Below are 19,187 nucleotides of genomic sequence, written 5' to 3' on the forward strand. Positions count from 1 at the left end.
AGAGATTTTATTTGCTTTGCTTCCCCTGCCGCTTCTAACTAGCAACTTAAGTTAAAAACATTACTTGTTAAACGATATTGATCGCGATTAGTTTCAAAAAAGTCAGCAACTTTCTGGAGACTGTTCGCAGGCACCAATACTGACCCAACTGCTGGAACCATCTGCCCAATGTTCTTTTTTCCAGATTGGAGCATTGTGTTTGAGGGTATCGATCGCATATCGACATGCTTCAAACGCCTCCAATCGATGGGGACATCCCACCGCGACTAAAACGCTAATTTCACCGATTGCTAACCGTCCCGTTCGGTGATGAATCACGACATGAGTGACATCGCTCCAGGTGTTGCGAATCTGAGCGGCAATCTGACGAAATACCTCAGTCGCCATCGGTTCATACGCTTGATATTCCAAAGCGATCACCGCATTTCCGTCAGTGTTGTTGCGCACCATGCCGCTCATGACGACGATCGCACCATTTGCCGGATCATCCGCCAACTGATAGACCTCATCAAACGATAGAGGCGCAAACGCGATCGCAAAATGATCTCCCGGATGGGTCGAGACAGAATGAGGAGTCGTTAAAACCATGAGGTGTTGTAAAAGAACTCATCTTCTATTGTGCATCTTACTGAAAGCGTTTTTTATGGGTGCGCTGCCGCATCAGCTCTGCGACGATCGCGACGAAACCGGATGTCAGCATGAGAAATACGCTCAACGCATTCATATCAGGTTTTACACTAACGCGAATGCGACTAAAAATCTCCATTGGCAGTGTTGTGACGCCGCCACCTGCGGTGAATTTTGCAATCAGGAAGTCATCCATGCTCAGCACAAACGCCAGCAGACACCCCGAAATAATCGCAGGCATCAGTTGAGGCAGTAGCACCATTACCAAAGCTTGAAGCGGTGTAGCACCCAAATCCAGAGCAGCTTCTTCCAGATGAGGATTGAGATCAACCAATCGCGTTGACACCGAAAGCGCCACGTAGGATAGGCAAAAGACGACGTGAGCCGCAATCACTGTCCAAAGACTGAGCGGAACCGCGATCGCGGCAAGAAACACCAGCGTCGCCACCGCGATCGCAATATCTGGAATAATCAACGGCAGATAAGCCATGCCTTGATACAATCCTTTGCCAAGAAACTGATACCGCGCTAACCCGATCGCCATCAGAGTGCCAATGATCGCCGAAAGTGCGACTGCGCTGATCGACACTGCGAGGCTATCCATCAGCGCCGAGAGAATTCGGCTGTCTTGCAAGAATTGGCTGTACCAAGAGAAGGTGAATCCTGTCCATACGGCGCTATTGGGAGCCTGATTGAAGCTATAAAAGCTCAACACCGCGATCGGCAGATACATAAAGCCGAACATGAGCAAGGTAAATAACGCTTGCCAGGGGAATCTAGACTGACTTTGCATGGTTATCGCCGTATTTGATTAGAAGCGCGATCGCAAGACTGACCACCATAATCAGCATCATACTGAGCGCTGACCCAAAGCCCCAATTCTGCGTCGTACCGAGAAACTGGTTATAAATCAATCGGGCGGCTGTCATGCTAGATGTGCCGCCAAGCAGTTCTGGATTGATGAAATCTCCTAGTCCATTGATAAAGACCAGTAGCGTTCCTGCCGCAATGCCTGGCAATGACTGCGGCACGGTTACTTTCCAAAAGGTTTGTTGAGGCGTTGCGCCCAAATCTGCCGAGGCTTCGAGCAAGCGTCGATCGAGCTTTTCGAGTGAAGCGTAGAGAATCAGCACCATGTATGGCAACAAACTATAAGTCATGCCAATCAAAACGGCTGGGGCGCGATTGAGCAAGTCGAGAGTCGGCAGTCCGAGGCTAGAGAGAAACGTGTTGAGTACTCCCGTCGGACGCAGAATCGTAATCCAAGCGTACGATCGCAGGAGAGAAGAAGTCCACAATGGCAGAACAAATCCGAGCAGTAGCAGGTTTTGCCAGCGTTGCGGAGCGATCAGCGCCAAATAGTAAGCAACGGGAAATCCGGATGCGAGAGTGAGAACGGTTGTTCCGATGGCAAACAGCAGCGATCGCCAAATCACGTTTAGCCGCTCTGGTTGAACAATGCGGAGGTAGTTATCGAGTCCTGACGGATTGACGATGCCACCCGGATTGATATTGGGAACGAGGCTTAGCTCAAAGATCAGCAGTGTGGGAACGACGAGTAATAAGAGTAGCCAAATTCCCGCTGGAGCGAGCAGCAATGTAGGCTGCACCCATTTGGGAGCAGGAGCCGTTGCGGTTGATTCGGATTTTGGGGCAGAAGAAGTCATGAATCAACGGTGGAGTTGGGTTTCATAAGCAGAATACCCAAAGTTTAAGGTTGTGTTGCGAAAAATTTTGACTATGCTTTTTAACTATGCTATTGATGGAGTCAAGGAGCGCTGAAAATGTCCTTAGCCATACTACTTGTGGCATGCCTCAAAATTTTCGCCACACAATCCTTAATACAAAGTGCTTAATGCAAGGCGATTGAACCGATCGGTTGTCCTCAAAAATTCTCAGCCCATCAGAATCACCCGATCGAGAACGTGAATCACGCCATTGTCTGCGGCAATATCTGCCGCCAACACCGTTGCATTTTTCACTTCAAACCCATCTGAGGTGTTGATTGAAATTGGCGATCCCTCGATAGAAGTTACGAAATCAACCTGTTCTAAATCTGCTTTCATCCACTTACCAGGAACAACATGAAATGTCAGAATTCGAGCCAGTTGAGGCACGTTTTGGACTAGCGTTTGAACCGTACCGGGGGGGAGCTTCGCAAAGGCATCATCATTCGGTGCAAAAACCGTAAACGGACCTGGACCTTTCAAAGTTTCGACCAAATTGGCAACTTGGACAGCCGTTACCAGCGTTTTGAAACCCTCTGCACCCACTGCAATATCAACGATGTCAGCCATTCAATTTACCTCAGTGTTAAGAAGTGATGGAAATCAACATTAAAATTCAAAACTATCGATAGTCTTGTTGCTGAATATCTCGTAGACGAGCTTCTGGACGCTTGAAGCGATCGAGCTGTCCTTCAAAAAATTGTCGATTTGCCATCAAATGCTTGGGGTTGGTGTCATCTAATGGATAGAGCAGAGCAGTGCGTAATGCTTGAATCACCGCAGAGGTGACATTGTACATCGATCGCTGAAAGCTAATTCCCAATTGAATCAGCATGTCATCTTCGCCTCGGCAGTATTGGTTGTAGTAGTCCAACAGGTAAGGTGGCAAGAAGTGCAGCATGTCCTGCATTAGCAATGTAGGCGGAATGCCTGCCGAGCCAACAGGAAACACATCAGCGTAGAGAATGCCGTAGTGAAACTCGTTTTGGTCGGTCGGAATCTGCTTCGCTTGGGCGTTGTAGGACTTTGTGCCACGAAACGGAGAGGTACGGTAGAACACCGCCTCCACATAAGGTAGAGCCGCTTCGTAGAGCCACATAAAGCCTTTCGATTTGGGGATAATTTCGTAGCATTCATCCCCGATGTAGAGGTGGTGATAAATGGGACGACCCGCGATCGCGAAAATGCCGTTGACCAAAAAATCCATTGCCTCTGGTACGGTCGAAATTTTTCCCTCGTCGTATAGGTCAGACATCTCAAAAAAGACGGGAGCCATAACTTCCCAGAACAACCCGAGATTGGCGTAGTAGGACAGTTCACGCACTTGCTCCAGGAACATCTCTGGAAAGAGGTTGTACAACCCTAGCATGGCAGGATTCCCTCGAAAGAACGCTCGAATGGCGCGATCGGCATTCGCTTTGTACTCGTCGGTGTCGAGATATGGATCAAACTGTCCACCCATACCCCGATGCCAGAACATTGCTCGCATACAGGCTTCTGCAAATTCCATGTTGATGCGATCGTGCCACAGATGATGAAACAACTTGGGTAGTTTCTGTTTCAACTCTCCTTTTTGAATAAATTCCAGGAGTTCCGGATGGGCGGTGGCTTCCCCCCGCCAAATGCGGATGTCGGCATCATCCCCAGCGTAATGATTGTGCAGGTCTAGATACTCCTGAGGCAGAAAGTATTTGAAGGCGGGCAGCGGATTGAGAAACACCCGCTCCGCAATGTAGAGCAAATTCCGCCAATAGAAATCCATCGGGACGGCATACGCCTTATAAATCCCAATAATTTGCATGAGATTTTCTGGCGTATCGGGAAGCATGGAGCCACCCGCTTCTAAACGATGAATAATATCAGAAAATTCGTGTGTTGAAGGTGGAATACGATTCTGGGGAAGGGTTGCAGTTGTCATTGCTCTCACTCAGTAGGTTTGTTTGGAGGTTGGTTTGCTGCTTGATCGGCACTGATCAAACCTTAATTGCTTATTTAATAGAGTTGCTGGGCACTACCCACCCTACAGTTTGGGGTGTATTCACTGGTCTACTTACTAAAGCAGTGGTCGGCTGAGAAGGTGGAACGGTTGCCACCATTGCAGTCGTAGTTGATTCAGTCCAACGCACAAGCCAAGTGGGTTGAATTCCCAGAAAAAGGATAGTCAGGGCAAGAATCAATGCTGGAACCCGCTCCCGCCACTCTACTTTCGGGAAGTAAGCGATCGCGTTATCCAATTTGCCAAAGCAGGTACGGTTCAACAAAATCACGAAATAAACAGCGGTTAAACCAGTTCCTACAACACACAACAACGTTTGCAACGGAAACACGGAGTAACTACCCTGAAACACCAGAAATTCAGACACAAAACCAACTAGACCAGGAATTCCTGCACTGGCCATTCCGCCCAAGATCAACAGAGCGCTTACCATTGGCAGTCCCCGAACTGGGTTCATCAATCCGTTGAGGACATCTAGATCCCGTGTTCCAACTTTTGTTTCTATCACACCTACCAAGTGGAACAAAATTGCCAGAATCAAGCCATGCGCCACCATTTGAGTAACGGCTCCAACTAAGCTGAGAGCAGTCAGGGCAGCACCACCGAGCAGAATGTACCCCATGTGACCAATTGAGCTATAGGCAACCATGCGTTTGATGTCTTTTTGCGCGATCGCGACCATTGCACCGTACAACACACTAACAGTTGCCCAAGTTGCTAGTCCCGGAGCGAGCGTTGCCCAAGCTTCTGGAAATAGCCCCAAACCAAAGCGGAAAATGCCATAAGCTCCTAGCTTTGCGAGCACCCCACCTAACAGAATGGCTACCGGAGTGGACGCTGCTACATAGGTATCGGGCAACCAAGTGTGCAGCGGCACTAGGGGAATCTTGATGCCAAACCCAACTAACACAAGACTCAGGAGAACAATTTGCACCCACAGAGGAAGAGATTGTCCCATCAGCGCATCATAGGCAAAGCTGTCAGCCCCTTGCAGCCAAACTAAGCCTAGAAACGCTACTAAAATCAGAGCGCCCGAGAGGGCAGTGTATAGCAGGAACTTCATGGCGGCGTAGTCTCGCTTTTCACCGCCCCAAATAGAAATCAGTAAATAAAAGGGCACTAACTCCACTTCGTAGAACAGGAAGAACAGCAGCAAATTTTGAGCCAGAAAGGCCCCAGCAACCGCACCGCTGACTAGGAGAATGAGGCTGTAGAACAATCGGGGACGTTCGATTTCTTCTTTGCTGCTGTAGAGAGCAATCCAGGTCAGCAAACTATTGAGCATCAGCAGAGGAAAGGAAAGACCATCAACCCCCAATTGATAGTTCAATCCCAATGTTTCTAGCCAAGGCAGGTACTCCTGAAACTGAAGCAACGAATTAGTGAAGTTGAACTGGTGGGCAATCCAAAGCGTCCACAACAGGACAATGCCACTGATCGTGAGTGCAGCCAGTTTTAATTGGCGGAGGGGGAGAACGGCGATCGCGATCGCGCCGAGAACCGGAAACCAGATCAATGTACTCAGCATATAAGTCTCTACAGAATGTGGGGAGCAGGGAATAGGAGAAATATGGCGAATTAGACTAGGGTTAAGGCTCCGGTGTCTAAGTCGTAGTATCCACCAACAATTTTCAGCTTGTTGTCCTGAATCAGTTGAGCCAGCACAGGAGATGCTTTTAATCGATTAATCTGGAGCTGAACGTTGGCTTTGCACGTATTTTCCAAACGATCGCCCGTTTGACTGCTCACTTGCTGAACGGCGGGTCGAATTGCATCTAACAAACTGCCGATCTGACCAGGCACCTGTGTTCCTTTGAGCGTGGCAGCGACTGCACCACAGCGCTCATGCCCCAAAACTAAGATTACCTTTGTTCCCAGCACCGCAGAGCCAAATTCAAGACTGCCAATCTCTTCTGGTGTGGCAACATTTCCGGCAACACGGCAGACAAACAGATCGCCCAATCCTTGATCAAACACAATCTCGACCGGAACTCGTGAATCTGCACATCCCAAAACTGCTGCAAAAGGTTTTTGCTCTTTAGCAACCTCCTTGAGACGAACCATTGTTTGGTGGGGATTTTGCCGTTTATTTTTGACAAAGCGCTGATTACCTTCGATCAACTGTTGCAAAGCTTGATCGGGAGTTAAATCTTGTTTTGGAATTGCATTGGCTTGCTCAGGAGCCAAGATTTGGGAATGTAGCTCGGCGGCTAGAACTCCTGCACCGACTGCTCCAGCTCCTAACTTCAGTACATTTCGTCTTGAAAAACGCATTTTAATTTCTCCTAACAATACCTACGGAATCAGAACATCATCGGAATATCAATCAGTGCAAGATAAGTGACCAACTCATACTGAGAGCGATCGCAGCTATTCCGACGACGATCGTGAGCATGTAAAACTGTCCCTGTCCAGAGTTGCCGTATTTCAGGGCTTCTCCGCTAAAAAGCGAGGCCAATCCGACTAAATTCACCGCGCCATCCACAATCTGGCGATCGAACCAATCGATCAAGCGAGACGCCCAATCCACACAGAAGACAATACTGGAGCGGTAGAGTTGGGGCGTGTAGAGGTCGTAGGCAAAGAAGCTTTGGAGGCGTTGCCAAGGCAGTTGAATCGGTTTAGGAATGCTTTGTCTAACGTAAACCACGGCCCCCATTCCGCTTCCAATCAGGCTCGACCATAACAGCAGCATCGCCATATCTTTATTGAGCATTGCCCAACTCGGTAACAGTGAAAGACTCTGCAAAATTAAGGGCAAATGCAGCGTCAACCCCATCAGCACCATCATCGGTAGGGTGATGAGCCAGAAGTTTTCAGGCGATCGCTGGGTCATCGGTTGGGGTGAACCTGCAAAAATTAACCCAAACTCGCGGATCATGCTGAATCCAGTTAGCCCATTCACCAGCAGCACAATCGCGACCAGCCACGGTTGGGTTGCCCATAGCCCATCTGCCAGCTTGAGCAGTGCCCAAAATCCACCAAATGGCGGTAGCCCAATCAACCCTGCTACCCCGACCAAGTAGCACAATCCTGAAATCGGACGACGGCTCCACAAGCCTCCTAACTGGGTTAGATCTTGGGTAATGCTGTTCAGCCCAATCGACCCAGTACTCATTACCAGCAGTGCCTGAGCCAGTGCATGACTGAGGATGAGCAACAATGCCGCTTCCGTTTGCCCCGTACCCACGGCGATGAAAATCAGACCCATGTAAGCACTAACTGAGTAGGATAGGGAGCGTTTGATATCAATCTGAGCGATCGCAATCAGTGTGCCACCTACCGCCGTCAGAGTCCCGATTGTAATCATGGCTGTCAGCACAACCGGGGACAGTGCCAGCACAGGTTGTAGTTTAATCAACACCCATGCTCCCGTCGCCACCACGACCGAGTTTCGCAAAATAGTGCTGGGAACTGGTCCTTCCATTGCCTCATCCAGCCACAGATGCAGCGGAAACTGAGCGCATTTGCCCATTGGACCTGCTATAAGTGCTAACCCAACTAAGGTGGTAATTCCCGGAGGGAGGGCTTCGCGAATGGCGGGGTCAACGGCGACGTTTTGTGCCCACTGCGCCAGTTCACTAAAGTCCCAGGTTCCAGCTAGAGGGTAAATTGCTAACACCCCCATGAGCAAGAACAGATCACCCACCCGCTTGGTTAGAAACGCATCGCGGGCACCTGTTACCACCAAGGATTGATTAAACCAGGTTCCGACCATCAAGTAGGTTCCCAGCGTCAAAACTTCTAGAATAATGTAGCTGAAGAACAGAGAATCGCAGAGCACGAGGCTACACATTCCAGCTTCAAACAGGGCCAAGAATGCGAAAAATCGCGACCAGCCCCAGTCCATCTCCAGATACCCGATCGCATAAATCTGCGCCAGCAAATTTAATCCTGTCACGACTAAATTTGCACCAACGGTAACTGTAGAAATTTCAATTGGCAGCGTTAAATCTAACCCTGCTACCTGTAACCAGGAGACCGAGATCTGTTGAGCTGGCTGCTGCCAGGCAATTGGGAAGGCCGCCAGACTATGAGCAAATGCGAGAAAGGCCATGAATAGGTTGACATAGCCTGCGGGACGCGGCCCCGTACGACGAATTATTGCAGGTGACCAGAGGACGGAGGCAAGGGCACCAACAATGGCGTAGCAAGGAATCAACCAAACAGTTTGTAGCAGAAATTGAGCCATGCAGTTTACCCGTAGAACTTTAAGAGGATAGAGTTAGCCAAAGGGAGGCAGGTCACTCTTCTTCAGGGGATGAAAGAGCTACCTCTCAGATGATTGAACTGTCACAAAGGTTTGAGTGCTTGTTGTTTGAGTGCTTGTGTAAGCCTGCTATATCGAAAGCATACGGCTGAAAGGCCATAATTAAAAATCAATCTTAAGCATAAAGCTGAAACGCTATAATTAAAAATCAATCTTATTCATGAAAATAATAGATAATAATCTATTGATTTCCCGCACTGCGGAGTCTTTCACAAAATTGTGCTATCAGAGCGGATCAGAACTAGCGATCGCTGAGATGAAGACAAGCCACCAAAACGCTGGTGACGGCGATCTTCGAGAAGATAAAACTGACTTTCTACCAGGCCATCTTCAAGTAGGTTGGGGCGATTTGGTTCTAAAGCAATATAGAATCGAGAGATACGGGTAAAACTAAACGCTCCGGGTTCGTATGTCCTTGTGCCCGTGGGGCATGACATATAACTAGAGTCTATACATCAAGTTCAATGTTATTCATTACTCTCAGCGAAAGAACTCAGAACTGACCGCTTTGATCATGCCGTTATGAAAAACCAAACGCCAGACGCAATAGACCTTGATGCCTATTTTCAACGCATTGGCTACGAGGGTAATCGTTCTCCTACACTCAAGACATTACAGGCAATTCATCTACACCATGCACAAGCGATCGCGTTTGAGAACCTCAATTCATTTCTCAAACAAACCGTTTCTCTGGATGCGAAATCTCTACAGCAAAAGCTAATCTACGAGAGGCGGGGTGGCTATTGTTTTGAGCAAAACCTGTTACTGCGCTCAGTTCTAGTCGCCCTCGGCTTTCAGGTGACAAATCTATCGGCGCGAGTGTTGTGGGGTCTTCCAGATGGAACAATCACACCTCGCAGTCACATGCTGCTCCGAGTAGAGATTGACAGAGAGCAATATATTGCAGATGTTGGATTCGGAGGATCAACACTCACTACGCCGCTGTCTCTTACACCGAATGTTGAGCAAAAGACTCCCCACGAGCAGTTTCGATTGATCACGACTGACCACACGTACATCATGCAGGTATACGTTGATCAGGAGTGGAAATCTCTTTACCATTTTGATTTGCAAGAGCAGCAGCTACCCGATTACGAAGTGAGTAATTGGTACGTCTCAACCCATCCAAACTCGCTGTTTGTTACCACACTGATTGCAGCTAGACCTGATGCAGATCGTCGTTACGCACTGCGAAACAACCAGCTTACAACGCATCATCTAGACGGTCGAACAGAACGACGTGTACTGACCACTGTGACAGAACTACGTACTGTCCTTGAGGATGTATTTCGTTTACAGGTGCCCGCGATCGCTAGTCTTGACAGCACCTTACAGCGGGTGATTGAGCAAGCGGATTAATGATAATCAGAACAGCGCCAGTCGGAGAGCATTTCAATCCATTGCTTTGATTTAGAAGATGATTCATCGTTAGAGACATCCTCTGCTGAGCGTATCGTTCCGACTACCCTACGATCGCTCGATCTGCTTTGGATATAGAGCCAATCGCTGCCGTAGATACAGCACTGCGATTAGCGCAACTGCAATCAGAACAAGTCCGGTGTAGTTGACAACTGCCCAGCCCCAGTCACTCAGCAACCGACCGGATAGAAACGTGGTGAACGCTACAAAGCTGAGCATGAGAAAGTCATGAGTTGCTTGAGTTTTAGCCCGTTCAGTCGGCGTATAGGCTTCGGTCAGCAATGTGGTGGAGCCGATAAACATGAAGTTCCAGCCGATACCCAGCAGCAATAACGCTCCAAAAAAGTGCGGCGCATTTGTTCCTGCTAGATTAATTGCAACACACAACCCGTTGAAGAAGATGCCCGTCAAGATAATCGTCAACACCCCAAACCGAGCAATTAAATATCCTGTAAAGAGTGACGGGGTAAACATACCCAGTACATGCCACTGAATCACTGAAGCCGCAGTGTGAAAGGGATGATGAACCGCAACCATTACCAACGGTGTTGCTGTCATCAACAGCGCCATCACGCCATAACCAATCATGCTGCCCAACACCGCGACAATAAACACGGGCTGTTTTACGATCGCTCCTAATCTGCGTCCATGCTCCTGGTGTTTTTGTTGCGACAACGGTGGGAGGTCAACCAAGCTGAGGAGCAGCAAGGTGAGGATTTGCAGTAGGACGATCGTCACCAATCCACCTGCAAAGGTGACAGGCAACCAGTCTTTCGTTCGGGTAGCTAGTTCAGGCCCGACCAAGGCAGCGAGTATTCCGCCTGCAATCACAAAAGACACAGCGCGAGAGCGGAACGCTTCGGTTGCTACATCTGCGGCGGCAAAGCGATAGTAGCCGACAAAACCGTTGAAGATACCGTACAAGATCGTAGCCATGCTGAACAGAACAAAGCTGCCTGAAAAGACGGCATAGCTTCCCAAACCTGCACCACTCAGCCCCACCAACACCCCTGCTATAAAACCGAGCTTGCGTCCCCACCGCTTTAAGAGAAAGGCTGCTGGAATGGTGGTCAACATTGTTGCTAATTGCAGGAGAGCAAGTGGCAAGGTGGCAAGAGATTTATCTGCCGCTAGCATCGAACCAATCAGCGCGGCAGTAGTAAACAAAACAATGCTGCCCGTCATTGCGAGTGCCTGACAGAGGGCGAGCAGGAGAACAGTTTTCTTCGCTTGATTCACAGCTAGGTCTATCCAAAGTTAGAAGCTTGAGGTGCCCGTTATCATGTCGGATTCGATGAATTTTGTATAGGGGCAATTGTGTCCTGTTTTGTCAAGTACAGTTCAGAAATAGAAATCATTTACCCGCTAGAAGACCCATTTAAGGGGAGGTTGCAGTGGGTCTTCCAGTGGGTGAAGAAAGGGCGGCACTCCATAAATTGTTGATGAATCGATTGAAGATGAAGTTTCTGTCCAAGTGCCCCAAGTGTTTTCAAATGGCTAAAGAAGGGTAGGCAAATAAGACCAAAATGAGTCATGTGGTTGAAACATTGCACTACAGTAAGACGATCGCAACGCATCTTGGGCCTTATGATACGTTCGATAAAAGCGCAGGATAGACATTAGTAAAATTAGATAGTAATCGCTAATATGCAGCGAGTAAAAACACGAGCTAAAAAGTCTTTAACCATTCGTTTAACAACTTAGATGAACTCTTTTTGATTTCACAGACAACAATTAATTTACTAAAGATATTACCGTTTCCACATCTTCTCATTTATTTTGTAGACTACATCTTTAGAACGATGGATAGCTTCATTGAAGTTGCAAAAATGACAGTATGAACCACAGTTAATTTTCAGGGTGATCATCGTTGTTATTATTGGTTAGAAGAAAGAAATGGTTGTCAATCAACAACAGCAGAAGCGTGCGATCGGCGTATTTACTGATCGTGAAAAAGCAGAGCAAGCAATCAAGGAATTGCAGAATTCTGGCTTTTCAATGGACAAGATTTCTTTAGTTGCTAAAGAAGGTGAAAACGAGGGTGAGCAGGTTAGCGGTGTTGAAGTTAGCGATCATGTCGGAGATACGAAGGTCGTCAACACAACAGATATGGTTGGAGATACCTTTGCAACCAGTAGCACGGGCTTTGCTTTACTGGGCTTGACCAGCTTGGCACTTCCTGGAATTGGGGTCGTTTTGGCCGCTGGAAGTTTTGGTGTGGCCCTGGCTGCTGGTGCGGCAAGTAGCGGAGTCGCGGCGATCGCGTCTAACAATTTAGAGAAGGCACTGATTGATTACGGTATTCCTAAAGCTCAAGCCGCCGCTTATAGCGATCGCTTGCAACGCGGCGACTACCTCATCACTGTAGAGGGAACTGATGAGGAGATTCACCAAACTGAGCAGGTGTTTAGTCAGCAGGGAATTCAAGACTGGAGCGTTTACTAATTAATGCTCGTAGCGTAGGATCATGAGTCCGGGTTTATGTTGGCTTCTTTAGTGTCAATGCACTGATATTGTCATTTTTGTACAAGCTGGAATCTCGCGGTTTTGCGTTAAAACGAAACCGTGAACTTTGGCGATCTCAGATGGTTTCGCCAATGCTATTGTCCAAAATAATCTAAACGGCTGAATGAATTTGTTCTACTATTAGCTGGTCGTCTGCATCTCAGCCAATAAACCACCTTGTAGCTTCCTGAGTGATCGCAGCCGGAACCGTATGAGGTCCATTAAATTCTCGATACTGCACATCATATCTAGCTCGTTGCAACTGAGGCACAATTTTTCGACTACAGCGATCAATCTGAAGCACCGAATCGTAAGTGCCGTGGGAGATGAATAGGCGAGGTTGGCCTTTCTGCCCTGCGGGAGCAATAAATCCAGGCGAGAAGGCAATGACGTGAGTAAACAAGTCCCCATTTGTGATACCAACCGAGAGAGCATAGGAAGCCCCGTCAGAAAAACCAGCGATCGCAAGGCGAGCAGAATCGATCGTGCAACAGCGAAATGTTTGTGCCAGCGCTTCGTCAATAAAAGCAATGTCAGAACCGTATTGCCCAAGAATAATATCCCAAGTCTTGCCACGCGAATCGACGGCAAGCAGAATGATGCCAAAGTCGTCCGCCAAGGGTCGTAGTAGATTCAACCCGCCTTCCGCGTCTCCTCCAGCGCCATGTAGCGTTAACACGAGCGGCGCGGGACGATCGCGCTGATAGCTCTTGGGCACGTAGCGGAGTCCATCCCGTTGACCGTTTAGTTTCAAGGGGTGGAGTCCGATAGGCGCGGTCTCCGTCGGTTGGGTTGGATGGGACAACAATTGTCCTTCTGAATACTTTAGCTTGCTCATCATGTTGATACATTGCTATAGCAAAGCCGATCAATCTGGTGCAGTCGATGACTCGGGCTTTGGCGTGTCTTCAGAGGTGGGAGTGGATTGTACAGGCGTTAGTGGCTGAGAACTCGGAAGGTGTAGCGCGTCAGGAAGACTAGGTTCTGAAAACTCCAGCGATTGATCCTCTAGTGATTCTGTTTCAATTTTTTGTCGATCGCTAATCCCAGCTTGACGATGCGCCGTTGAAAGATCGGTATCAAAGTAATCGTCTTGCTGCCCTTGATCGCGGTAGTCAGAGTATGCGTCAGTCATGATGTGGCGTCCTCAAAACTTGAGCGTATTTAACAGTAGGATTTCTGTGGAACTGCTCAACCTACCTAAAGCAAGACGTTTTAATGAATTAGTCAGATAAAAAGATATGAAAATAGTTAAAAATAGATCAGCTAAAAAATAAAAATTGTCAAGGACACAAATTTTTTATTGCTCAAATTTATCACTGCAGCAATTTTATTTTTGCAAACTTTCTCCTTGTTTGTAGAACAAGCTTGAGCAGGCGTCTTCAAGCTCATCCTCATAAGCTAACCCAGGACAATTGAATTCTTCCTTGGTGAGGAGGTTAAACGGCATCAGCTTTTCTAGGCTCATAAGACTGCTATTAGTAACTAGTGTTCTTGGCTAATTGCAGAAATTAACCTCACTATGAATATTCCGGTTTCTCCTTGGGCATTGATGTCAGAAACCTGCTTTAAAGTGCTTCCAGTCACTCGGAGAAATTTGAATCACTGGAAAATTCAGGCACAGCAGATTCCAAATTTAGAACTGCGTAAACAAGCCTTGATGAGCCTTGCAGACAAACAATTTCACTGCGAAGGTGGCTCAATTTATGGATTGCTTGCCAAAAACCATTGGCAGGAAGCAATCAAATTTATCGTCGCTTATCAAACAATTAGTGACTACTTAGATAATTTGTGCGATCGCAGCACTTCACTTGATCCTGAAGATTTTCGTGCCCTGCATGAATCACTCATCGATGCACTTACACCAGATGCAAAAGGCACTAACTATTACCGAGTTCGAGACGATCAAGCTGATGGTGGCTACTTACAAAAACTCGTTAGAACGTGCCAGGAAATCTTAGGTAAGATGCCAAATTACCCAAAAATTGCTCCAGCTCTGCATGAACTAGCAAACTATTACTGCGATTTACAAGTCCATAAGCATATTAAGGTAGAAGAGCGGGTTCCACAATTAAAGATGTGGTTTTCTTCGCATCAGAGACACGTTCCTGAACTCCGCTGGTATGAATTTTCTGCTTGTGCCGGATCAACTCTAGGGATTTTTTGCTTAGTGGCTTACGCGTTTCAGCAGGATTTGCCTGACGAACTCACAAGTCAGGTCAAGAATAGCTACTTTCCTTGGGTTCAAGGATTACACATTTTACTAGATTACCTAATTGACCAGGAAGAAGATCGCATTCATGGAGATTTGAATTTTTGCTTCTACTATAAAAATAACGATGAAATGACCGAACGATTTAAGCATTTTATTCAAAATGCGACAAAAAGCGTTTCTCAATTACCGCATACTCAGTTTCATCAACTAATTAACCAGGCATTGTTAGGAGTTTATCTGTCAAACAAAAAGGTCAGAAGACAACGGGAGGTTCAGAACATCGCAAAACAATTGATTCAATTGGGCGGTAGTCCAGCATCCTTCTTCTTTCGGAGTCGTTTACTGATGTCTCATTAAGGCTGAACTACATGAGGTTGAACTATGTCTAAAATTGCGATCGTTGGTGCAGGACCAGCCGGATGTTCAGCAGGATATCACTTAGCAAATAGCGGGCATCAAGTGACCCTGATTGACAAACAGTGTTTTCCTAAAGACAAGGTTTGCGGGGATGGCATTAGTATTGAATCCATCCAAGCTGTATCGACTATGGGAATTTACCCACAGGATATTAAAAAGAAGGCTTCTGAGTATGCGCCCATTCACCATTTTCTTCTAGGAGTCTCCAATCAAATTTCTCATAGTGAAACCACAAAACTTGAAGCTTACTGTATTCCCAGATTTGTGTTTGATTACCTTCTCTACACGAAAGCAATTGATGCAGGATGTCATTCTCTGACGCAGGTGGTGAACAAGCACGATTGGCGGGGTCAGGGATTATATGATGCGTTTGATACGATTATTGATGCGCGGGGTGTTTATGCCGGTGAAGTGACTGCGATCGCCATTCGCGCTTATTGGACATTGAAGCGGCAAGATGTTTCTGAAACCGCGTTGGCTGAAGCTCAAATTCACTTCGATCGCAGTTTGGGGGTGAACGGCTACGGTTGGATTTTTCCAGTCTCTACGCAGCACGACTTGATTAAATTGAATGTTGGGGTCGGCGTTTGGTTGGATGAATATCAGAAAATCAATACCAACATTATTCAACTCTTTAAGCAGTTTATCCAGAGCAACGAATCTGCACAACAGCTGCTTGATAAAGTGGTATACCAACAACCACCCAAGGTATTTCCTCTAGCGACTGCTAAGAAAGGTAACAAAGTTGCTGAGGGCAAAATTCTGAGGATTGGAGATGCAGCAAACTTAACCGATCCGCTAACGGGTGAGGGTATTGCCAATGCAGTTCTCAGTGGCTTTTATGTTGCACAAGCCATCAACATGAGTCACGCTCCCAATGCGGCAGCGGATAACTGGCAGTATCTTTACGAATCTCATTTTGAAGCGGATCTGCGGGCGGGTCTACGCATCAAAGCATTTAGAAAGTTCTCCTTCATTAATTACGGGCTGATTTGGCTGATGAAGCGTAATCCTCGAGTTGCCCAGCAGGTGAGTCATGCAGTTGCAGGGGTCGTCCCTTATCACGAAGTTCTAGCTTCTCTTAAATACTAAAGCAAATACTGAAGCCATCATAAAAAAGTAGCCCCCGAAAGGACTACTTTGATCATTAACTTCAATCCTTAGAATGCGTAAGTAAAACAAGCACTACACACTAGTTGAAGGTTGAGAAGAAGATTGAACACTGGATGAACTCGTCATTTCGATTTCTGCTGACTTCACAAATCCATAGTAGAACGAGATCGCAGCAACAATGGTATTAAGCCAGACATTGTTACCAAGCAATGGCGTAATCCCAAATAGGGTATTGGTAAACGGCAGTAATCCTAAAACAGCACCTGCTGCATAGACAATGGCAAAAATCCGATTAAACACAAGTGAGCCGCTTAAGCTCGTGTAGGCAGCAATTCCCCAAACACCAACTAAAATCCCAATGGCATTGTGGAAATAGTTGGTCGGAAACACGCCGAACAGATATCCAAAGTCTTTTGTAGGAATAAAGTTCTCTGGAGGAACGACAAAAGCAGGTACAAATCCAGCTAGACCCAATAGCAAAAACAAGAGACCAATGCTCAAAGCAGCGTAGCGAATTGACAAATTTGCAAAGGTTGATGTTTGCATGACTATATTTTGGTTGTTAAAGAACTTGGTTGTAGATTAAACAAATGGTCTTGTTTCAGTAGACTACAGACAGTAATGACTGGCTAATTCAAAATCCTTAGCGGAGCAGTTGGAGCACATCCCGAAGCACACTATAACCGCCTAAGTCCCAAAGAAGATAGGCAACAAAACCAATCATTGCCAGCCGACCGTTCCATAACTCTTGCTGTGGGTTCCAGCCAAAGATCCAAGCGTTGCGATCGGCACCATTGTAGGCTGGAGTGACAGTAGGAACTTGATCAGTATTGATGTTCTTTGAAGTTTTCATATGAATAGCTCCCAATTGCTTTGTTTCACCATTATGCTATCGAGTAAAATTGCTGTGTTTGTCTGCCATTAGAATTGGATTCTATCTATATCTAAAGATTGGATTTGAGAGTGTTTGAGTGTTAAATAACACAAGGAAAATTGCCCTTATAAAGAAAAGTATTTTTTACTTTTGAATGCAATAAACACTCACACAAAGCTACAAACCCTCTCAGATCGTTGTCTGGAAATGCTCGGCTAGACACTTGAAGAATTGAGCCAATTATAGGTTTACATTCTTATCATTGACGGGTAGCATATGCAGGCTCTTTTGGTTCCAGATACTGCTGCGAGAATGTATTAGTGATCATTTCTTTTGCAGCACTCTTCCAATCTTTACTGACGGATGCCCAGTCCATTCTGCCTTTAGTAGCAACGCTATACTACCGATCCAGCTGATCCCGTGTTCCGGCAATGGTGAGTGCTGCGTAGCGGAGAGATTAATTACTTGAGCTTGGTGATTGCCGCTTGGTGCCGCTACCTCAATGGTCAAGATGATCAAGGAAATGCGATCGCGATCGATGACCTCTTAGCAGATCTGCTCAAGCAACAAGCTCGCATCGGCGGGTTAGATTCAAGACCTTTGCTTAGCCTGTCTGAGATTTTTGGAGAAGATTTACACCAATTACCCCAGTTTATTGAAGCCGTGACCGACACCTTGAGCAAACTCTATAAGATTGGTGCTAGAGCCATGTTGGTTAAGTTAGCTGAAAGACATCAAATCATTCGCTAGTGCCACTGCGCCCCACAAGGGCGCTTCATCTCCTAGTGCTGCTGGCACAATTTCAAAGTTCACTTCCGGCAAGGCAGTCTCTCTAGCCACGCGGCGCACAACTTCCCAGAAGTTTGCGCCTGCTTTGGTCACACCACCTCCCAACACAAACTGCTGGGGATTGATTAAGTTCGCGGCATTGCCAATGCTCACTCCCAACGCCCAGCCCGCTGTTTCTAGCACTTCACGGGCTAGTTCATCTCCTTGAGTCGCTGCCCGACTAACAATCTCACCCGTGATAGCTTCTAGGTCATTTCCAACGAAATGACGTACCCCTTGTCCTCGGCTAGGGGAGCGTTGCATCGTCTCTCGAACCTGTTGAGCCATATAGGGTCCTGATGCTAGTCGCTCTAAACATCCCCGCTTACCACATAAACAAAGTGGGCCTTTTGGATCGACAACTGTATGACCAATTTCCCCAGCCATGCCGTCTGCACCCCGCCAAGGGCGTCCATTCAGAATCCAACCGCCGCCAACACCCGTACTAACCGTGATGTACATCAAACTGTCGCATCCTTGCCCAGCACCAAAGCGATGCTCCCCCAATGCTGCCACGTTCGCGTCGTTGTCCACACTGACCGCTACACCAAATTCTTTGGACAGCAGAGAGGCTAAGGGAATGTTCTCCCAACCAGGCACATGATGCGAGAGCCGCACAGTTCCAGTAGAGGCATCCACGGGTCCGCCAAAACTAACGCCAATCGCGGCAGGTTGTGAGTCTTGCAGCAGATCATGAATGAGCGATCGCATGATTTCCAGATCAGTAGTAGCATTCGCGTTGGGGGGTGAAAAGGCACGTCGGTGAGCAGACCACCGTTTCTCGCTTGCCCTTAACACCGCAGCAGCGTGCTTCGTACCTCCAAAATCGAGCGCTAAGAGCAAGGGGGGCACGTTAGATTCAGGCATTTTTGGTTTCTAAGCTTGTTTTCATGTGGTATCTCCGCCAGCAATTCTCATTTTGGCGAAACGTGGCAAACGCATCGCTATCACATAACACCGCATAAGATGAATATTCTACCCTCTGCGAATACGGGGGAATATATTCGATCGCAGTTTTACCACAAGCCTCCTAAAGCTCTAGCAGAGGAGAAGGGAATTTCTTTACCAGAACTGCTAAAACAAATGGAACCTCAACCCACCAGCGAAGGTTCAGGCGCATAGATGAAAGAGCGTTAGTTCACTGGAGTTTAGACTAAGCCCAGCAAAGAGCAGTTCAGAAAGAGCAGCCATAGAAA

General features: G+C 47.2%; 22 protein-coding genes. 6 read left to right on the forward strand and 16 right to left on the reverse strand.

Annotated elements, in window-relative coordinates; translation table 11 throughout:
* Positions 1 to 102 precede the first annotated feature (102 nt).
* The 9 genes from AC5JLB_RS04170 to AC5JLB_RS04210 form a co-directional block, all read right to left on the reverse strand.
* Entirely contained in the window at positions 103 to 588 is a 486-nt protein-coding gene (locus AC5JLB_RS04170; protein WP_495872595.1) for a molybdenum cofactor biosynthesis protein MoaE, read from the reverse strand.
* A gap of 37 nt (positions 589 to 625) precedes the next feature.
* The gene (locus AC5JLB_RS04175) at positions 626 to 1,420 is read right to left on the reverse strand and encodes an ABC transporter permease (RefSeq protein WP_495872596.1); all 795 of its coding nucleotides are present in this window, start codon (positions 1,418 to 1,420) and stop codon (positions 626 to 628) included.
* Positions 1,404 to 2,294 (reverse strand): ABC transporter permease, encoded by an 891-nt coding sequence (locus tag AC5JLB_RS04180; RefSeq protein WP_495872597.1) that lies wholly within the window; start codon positions 2,292 to 2,294, stop codon positions 1,404 to 1,406. Before AC5JLB_RS04180 ends, AC5JLB_RS04175 begins: the two co-directional genes overlap by 17 nt.
* Before the next feature lie 228 nt (positions 2,295 to 2,522).
* Positions 2,523 to 2,924: a fasciclin domain-containing protein gene (locus tag AC5JLB_RS04185; RefSeq protein WP_495872598.1), complete on the reverse strand. Its 402-nt coding sequence runs from the start codon at positions 2,922 to 2,924 to the stop codon at positions 2,523 to 2,525.
* Between the two features lie 52 nt (positions 2,925 to 2,976).
* Entirely contained in the window at positions 2,977 to 4,272 is a 1,296-nt protein-coding gene (locus AC5JLB_RS04190) for a CO2 hydration protein (RefSeq protein ID WP_495872599.1), read from the reverse strand.
* A 70-nt stretch (positions 4,273 to 4,342) separates the two neighbouring features.
* Positions 4,343 to 5,878 (reverse strand): NADH-quinone oxidoreductase subunit M, encoded by a 1,536-nt coding sequence (locus AC5JLB_RS04195; protein ID WP_495872600.1) that lies wholly within the window; start codon positions 5,876 to 5,878, stop codon positions 4,343 to 4,345.
* Between the two features lie 50 nt (positions 5,879 to 5,928).
* The gene (locus tag AC5JLB_RS04200; RefSeq protein WP_495872601.1) at positions 5,929 to 6,624 is read right to left on the reverse strand and encodes a carbonic anhydrase; all 696 of its coding nucleotides are present in this window, start codon (positions 6,622 to 6,624) and stop codon (positions 5,929 to 5,931) included.
* A gap of 52 nt (positions 6,625 to 6,676) precedes the next feature.
* Positions 6,677 to 8,542 (reverse strand): NAD(P)H-quinone oxidoreductase subunit F, encoded by a 1,866-nt coding sequence (locus AC5JLB_RS04205; protein WP_495872602.1) that lies wholly within the window; start codon positions 8,540 to 8,542, stop codon positions 6,677 to 6,679.
* A 287-nt stretch (positions 8,543 to 8,829) separates the two neighbouring features.
* On the reverse strand, positions 8,830 to 9,057 hold the full coding sequence (locus AC5JLB_RS04210; protein WP_495872603.1) for a hypothetical protein: 228 nt from the start codon (positions 9,055 to 9,057) through the stop codon (positions 8,830 to 8,832).
* Positions 9,058 to 9,142: 85 nt separating this feature from the next.
* Here AC5JLB_RS04210 and AC5JLB_RS04215 point away from each other — a divergent pair, with 85 nt between their 5' ends.
* Entirely contained in the window at positions 9,143 to 9,979 is an 837-nt protein-coding gene (locus AC5JLB_RS04215) for an arylamine N-acetyltransferase family protein (RefSeq protein ID WP_495872604.1), read from the forward strand.
* Positions 9,980 to 10,087: 108 nt separating this feature from the next.
* On the opposite strand, the gene AC5JLB_RS04220 is transcribed toward AC5JLB_RS04215, so the two are convergent.
* Complete coding sequence (locus AC5JLB_RS04220) at positions 10,088 to 11,278, reverse strand: MFS transporter (protein WP_495872605.1); 1,191 nt, start codon at positions 11,276 to 11,278, stop codon at positions 10,088 to 10,090.
* Positions 11,279 to 11,935: 657 nt separating this feature from the next.
* On the opposite strand from AC5JLB_RS04220, the gene AC5JLB_RS04225 reads away from it, so the two are divergent.
* The gene (locus AC5JLB_RS04225) at positions 11,936 to 12,484 is read left to right on the forward strand and encodes a hypothetical protein (RefSeq protein ID WP_495872606.1); all 549 of its coding nucleotides are present in this window, start codon (positions 11,936 to 11,938) and stop codon (positions 12,482 to 12,484) included.
* A 220-nt stretch (positions 12,485 to 12,704) separates the two neighbouring features.
* On the opposite strand, the gene AC5JLB_RS04230 is transcribed toward AC5JLB_RS04225, so the two are convergent.
* From AC5JLB_RS04230 to AC5JLB_RS04240, 3 genes are all read right to left on the reverse strand, one after another.
* Positions 12,705 to 13,385, reverse strand: a complete 681-nt coding sequence (locus AC5JLB_RS04230) for an alpha/beta hydrolase (protein ID WP_495872607.1) — start codon at positions 13,383 to 13,385, stop codon at positions 12,705 to 12,707.
* A gap of 27 nt (positions 13,386 to 13,412) precedes the next feature.
* Complete coding sequence (locus tag AC5JLB_RS04235; RefSeq protein WP_495872608.1) at positions 13,413 to 13,679, reverse strand: hypothetical protein; 267 nt, start codon at positions 13,677 to 13,679, stop codon at positions 13,413 to 13,415.
* A 195-nt stretch (positions 13,680 to 13,874) separates the two neighbouring features.
* Positions 13,875 to 14,012: a hypothetical protein gene (locus AC5JLB_RS04240; RefSeq protein ID WP_495872609.1), complete on the reverse strand. Its 138-nt coding sequence runs from the start codon at positions 14,010 to 14,012 to the stop codon at positions 13,875 to 13,877.
* A 54-nt stretch (positions 14,013 to 14,066) separates the two neighbouring features.
* Here AC5JLB_RS04240 and AC5JLB_RS04245 point away from each other — a divergent pair, with 54 nt between their 5' ends.
* Together AC5JLB_RS04245 and AC5JLB_RS04250 are read left to right on the forward strand one after the other, a co-directional pair.
* Positions 14,067 to 15,116, forward strand: a complete 1,050-nt coding sequence (locus AC5JLB_RS04245) for a tetraprenyl-beta-curcumene synthase family protein (RefSeq protein WP_495872610.1) — start codon at positions 14,067 to 14,069, stop codon at positions 15,114 to 15,116.
* Positions 15,117 to 15,140: 24 nt separating this feature from the next.
* Positions 15,141 to 16,268 carry an FAD-dependent oxidoreductase gene (locus tag AC5JLB_RS04250; RefSeq protein ID WP_495872611.1) on the forward strand — a complete coding sequence of 376 codons (1,128 nt, stop codon included), beginning with the start codon at positions 15,141 to 15,143 and terminating at the stop codon, positions 16,266 to 16,268.
* Between the two features lie 93 nt (positions 16,269 to 16,361).
* On the opposite strand, the gene AC5JLB_RS04255 is transcribed toward AC5JLB_RS04250, so the two are convergent.
* The gene (locus AC5JLB_RS04255) at positions 16,362 to 16,835 is read right to left on the reverse strand and encodes a DUF4383 domain-containing protein (protein WP_495872612.1); all 474 of its coding nucleotides are present in this window, start codon (positions 16,833 to 16,835) and stop codon (positions 16,362 to 16,364) included.
* Positions 16,836 to 16,932: 97 nt separating this feature from the next.
* A complete protein-coding gene (locus AC5JLB_RS04260; protein ID WP_495872613.1) occupies positions 16,933 to 17,142 on the reverse strand; it encodes a high light inducible protein in 210 nt (69 codons plus the stop codon).
* 459 nt (positions 17,143 to 17,601) lie between these two features.
* Here AC5JLB_RS04260 and AC5JLB_RS04265 point away from each other — a divergent pair, with 459 nt between their 5' ends.
* The gene (locus AC5JLB_RS04265) at positions 17,602 to 17,913 is read left to right on the forward strand and encodes a mannitol dehydrogenase family protein (RefSeq protein WP_495872614.1); all 312 of its coding nucleotides are present in this window, start codon (positions 17,602 to 17,604) and stop codon (positions 17,911 to 17,913) included.
* On the opposite strand, the gene AC5JLB_RS04270 is transcribed toward AC5JLB_RS04265, so the two are convergent.
* Positions 17,884 to 18,858, reverse strand: coding sequence for an ROK family protein (locus AC5JLB_RS04270; RefSeq protein ID WP_495872615.1), 975 nt, complete (start codon positions 18,856 to 18,858; stop codon positions 17,884 to 17,886). The genes AC5JLB_RS04265 and AC5JLB_RS04270 overlap by 30 nt on opposite strands.
* Positions 18,859 to 18,957: 99 nt before the next feature.
* Here AC5JLB_RS04270 and AC5JLB_RS04275 point away from each other — a divergent pair, with 99 nt between their 5' ends.
* The gene (locus AC5JLB_RS04275; protein WP_495872616.1) at positions 18,958 to 19,113 is read left to right on the forward strand and encodes a hypothetical protein; all 156 of its coding nucleotides are present in this window, start codon (positions 18,958 to 18,960) and stop codon (positions 19,111 to 19,113) included.
* Positions 19,114 to 19,187: the final 74 nt, after the last annotated feature.

It is taken from the genome of Myxacorys chilensis (assembly GCF_059505265.1).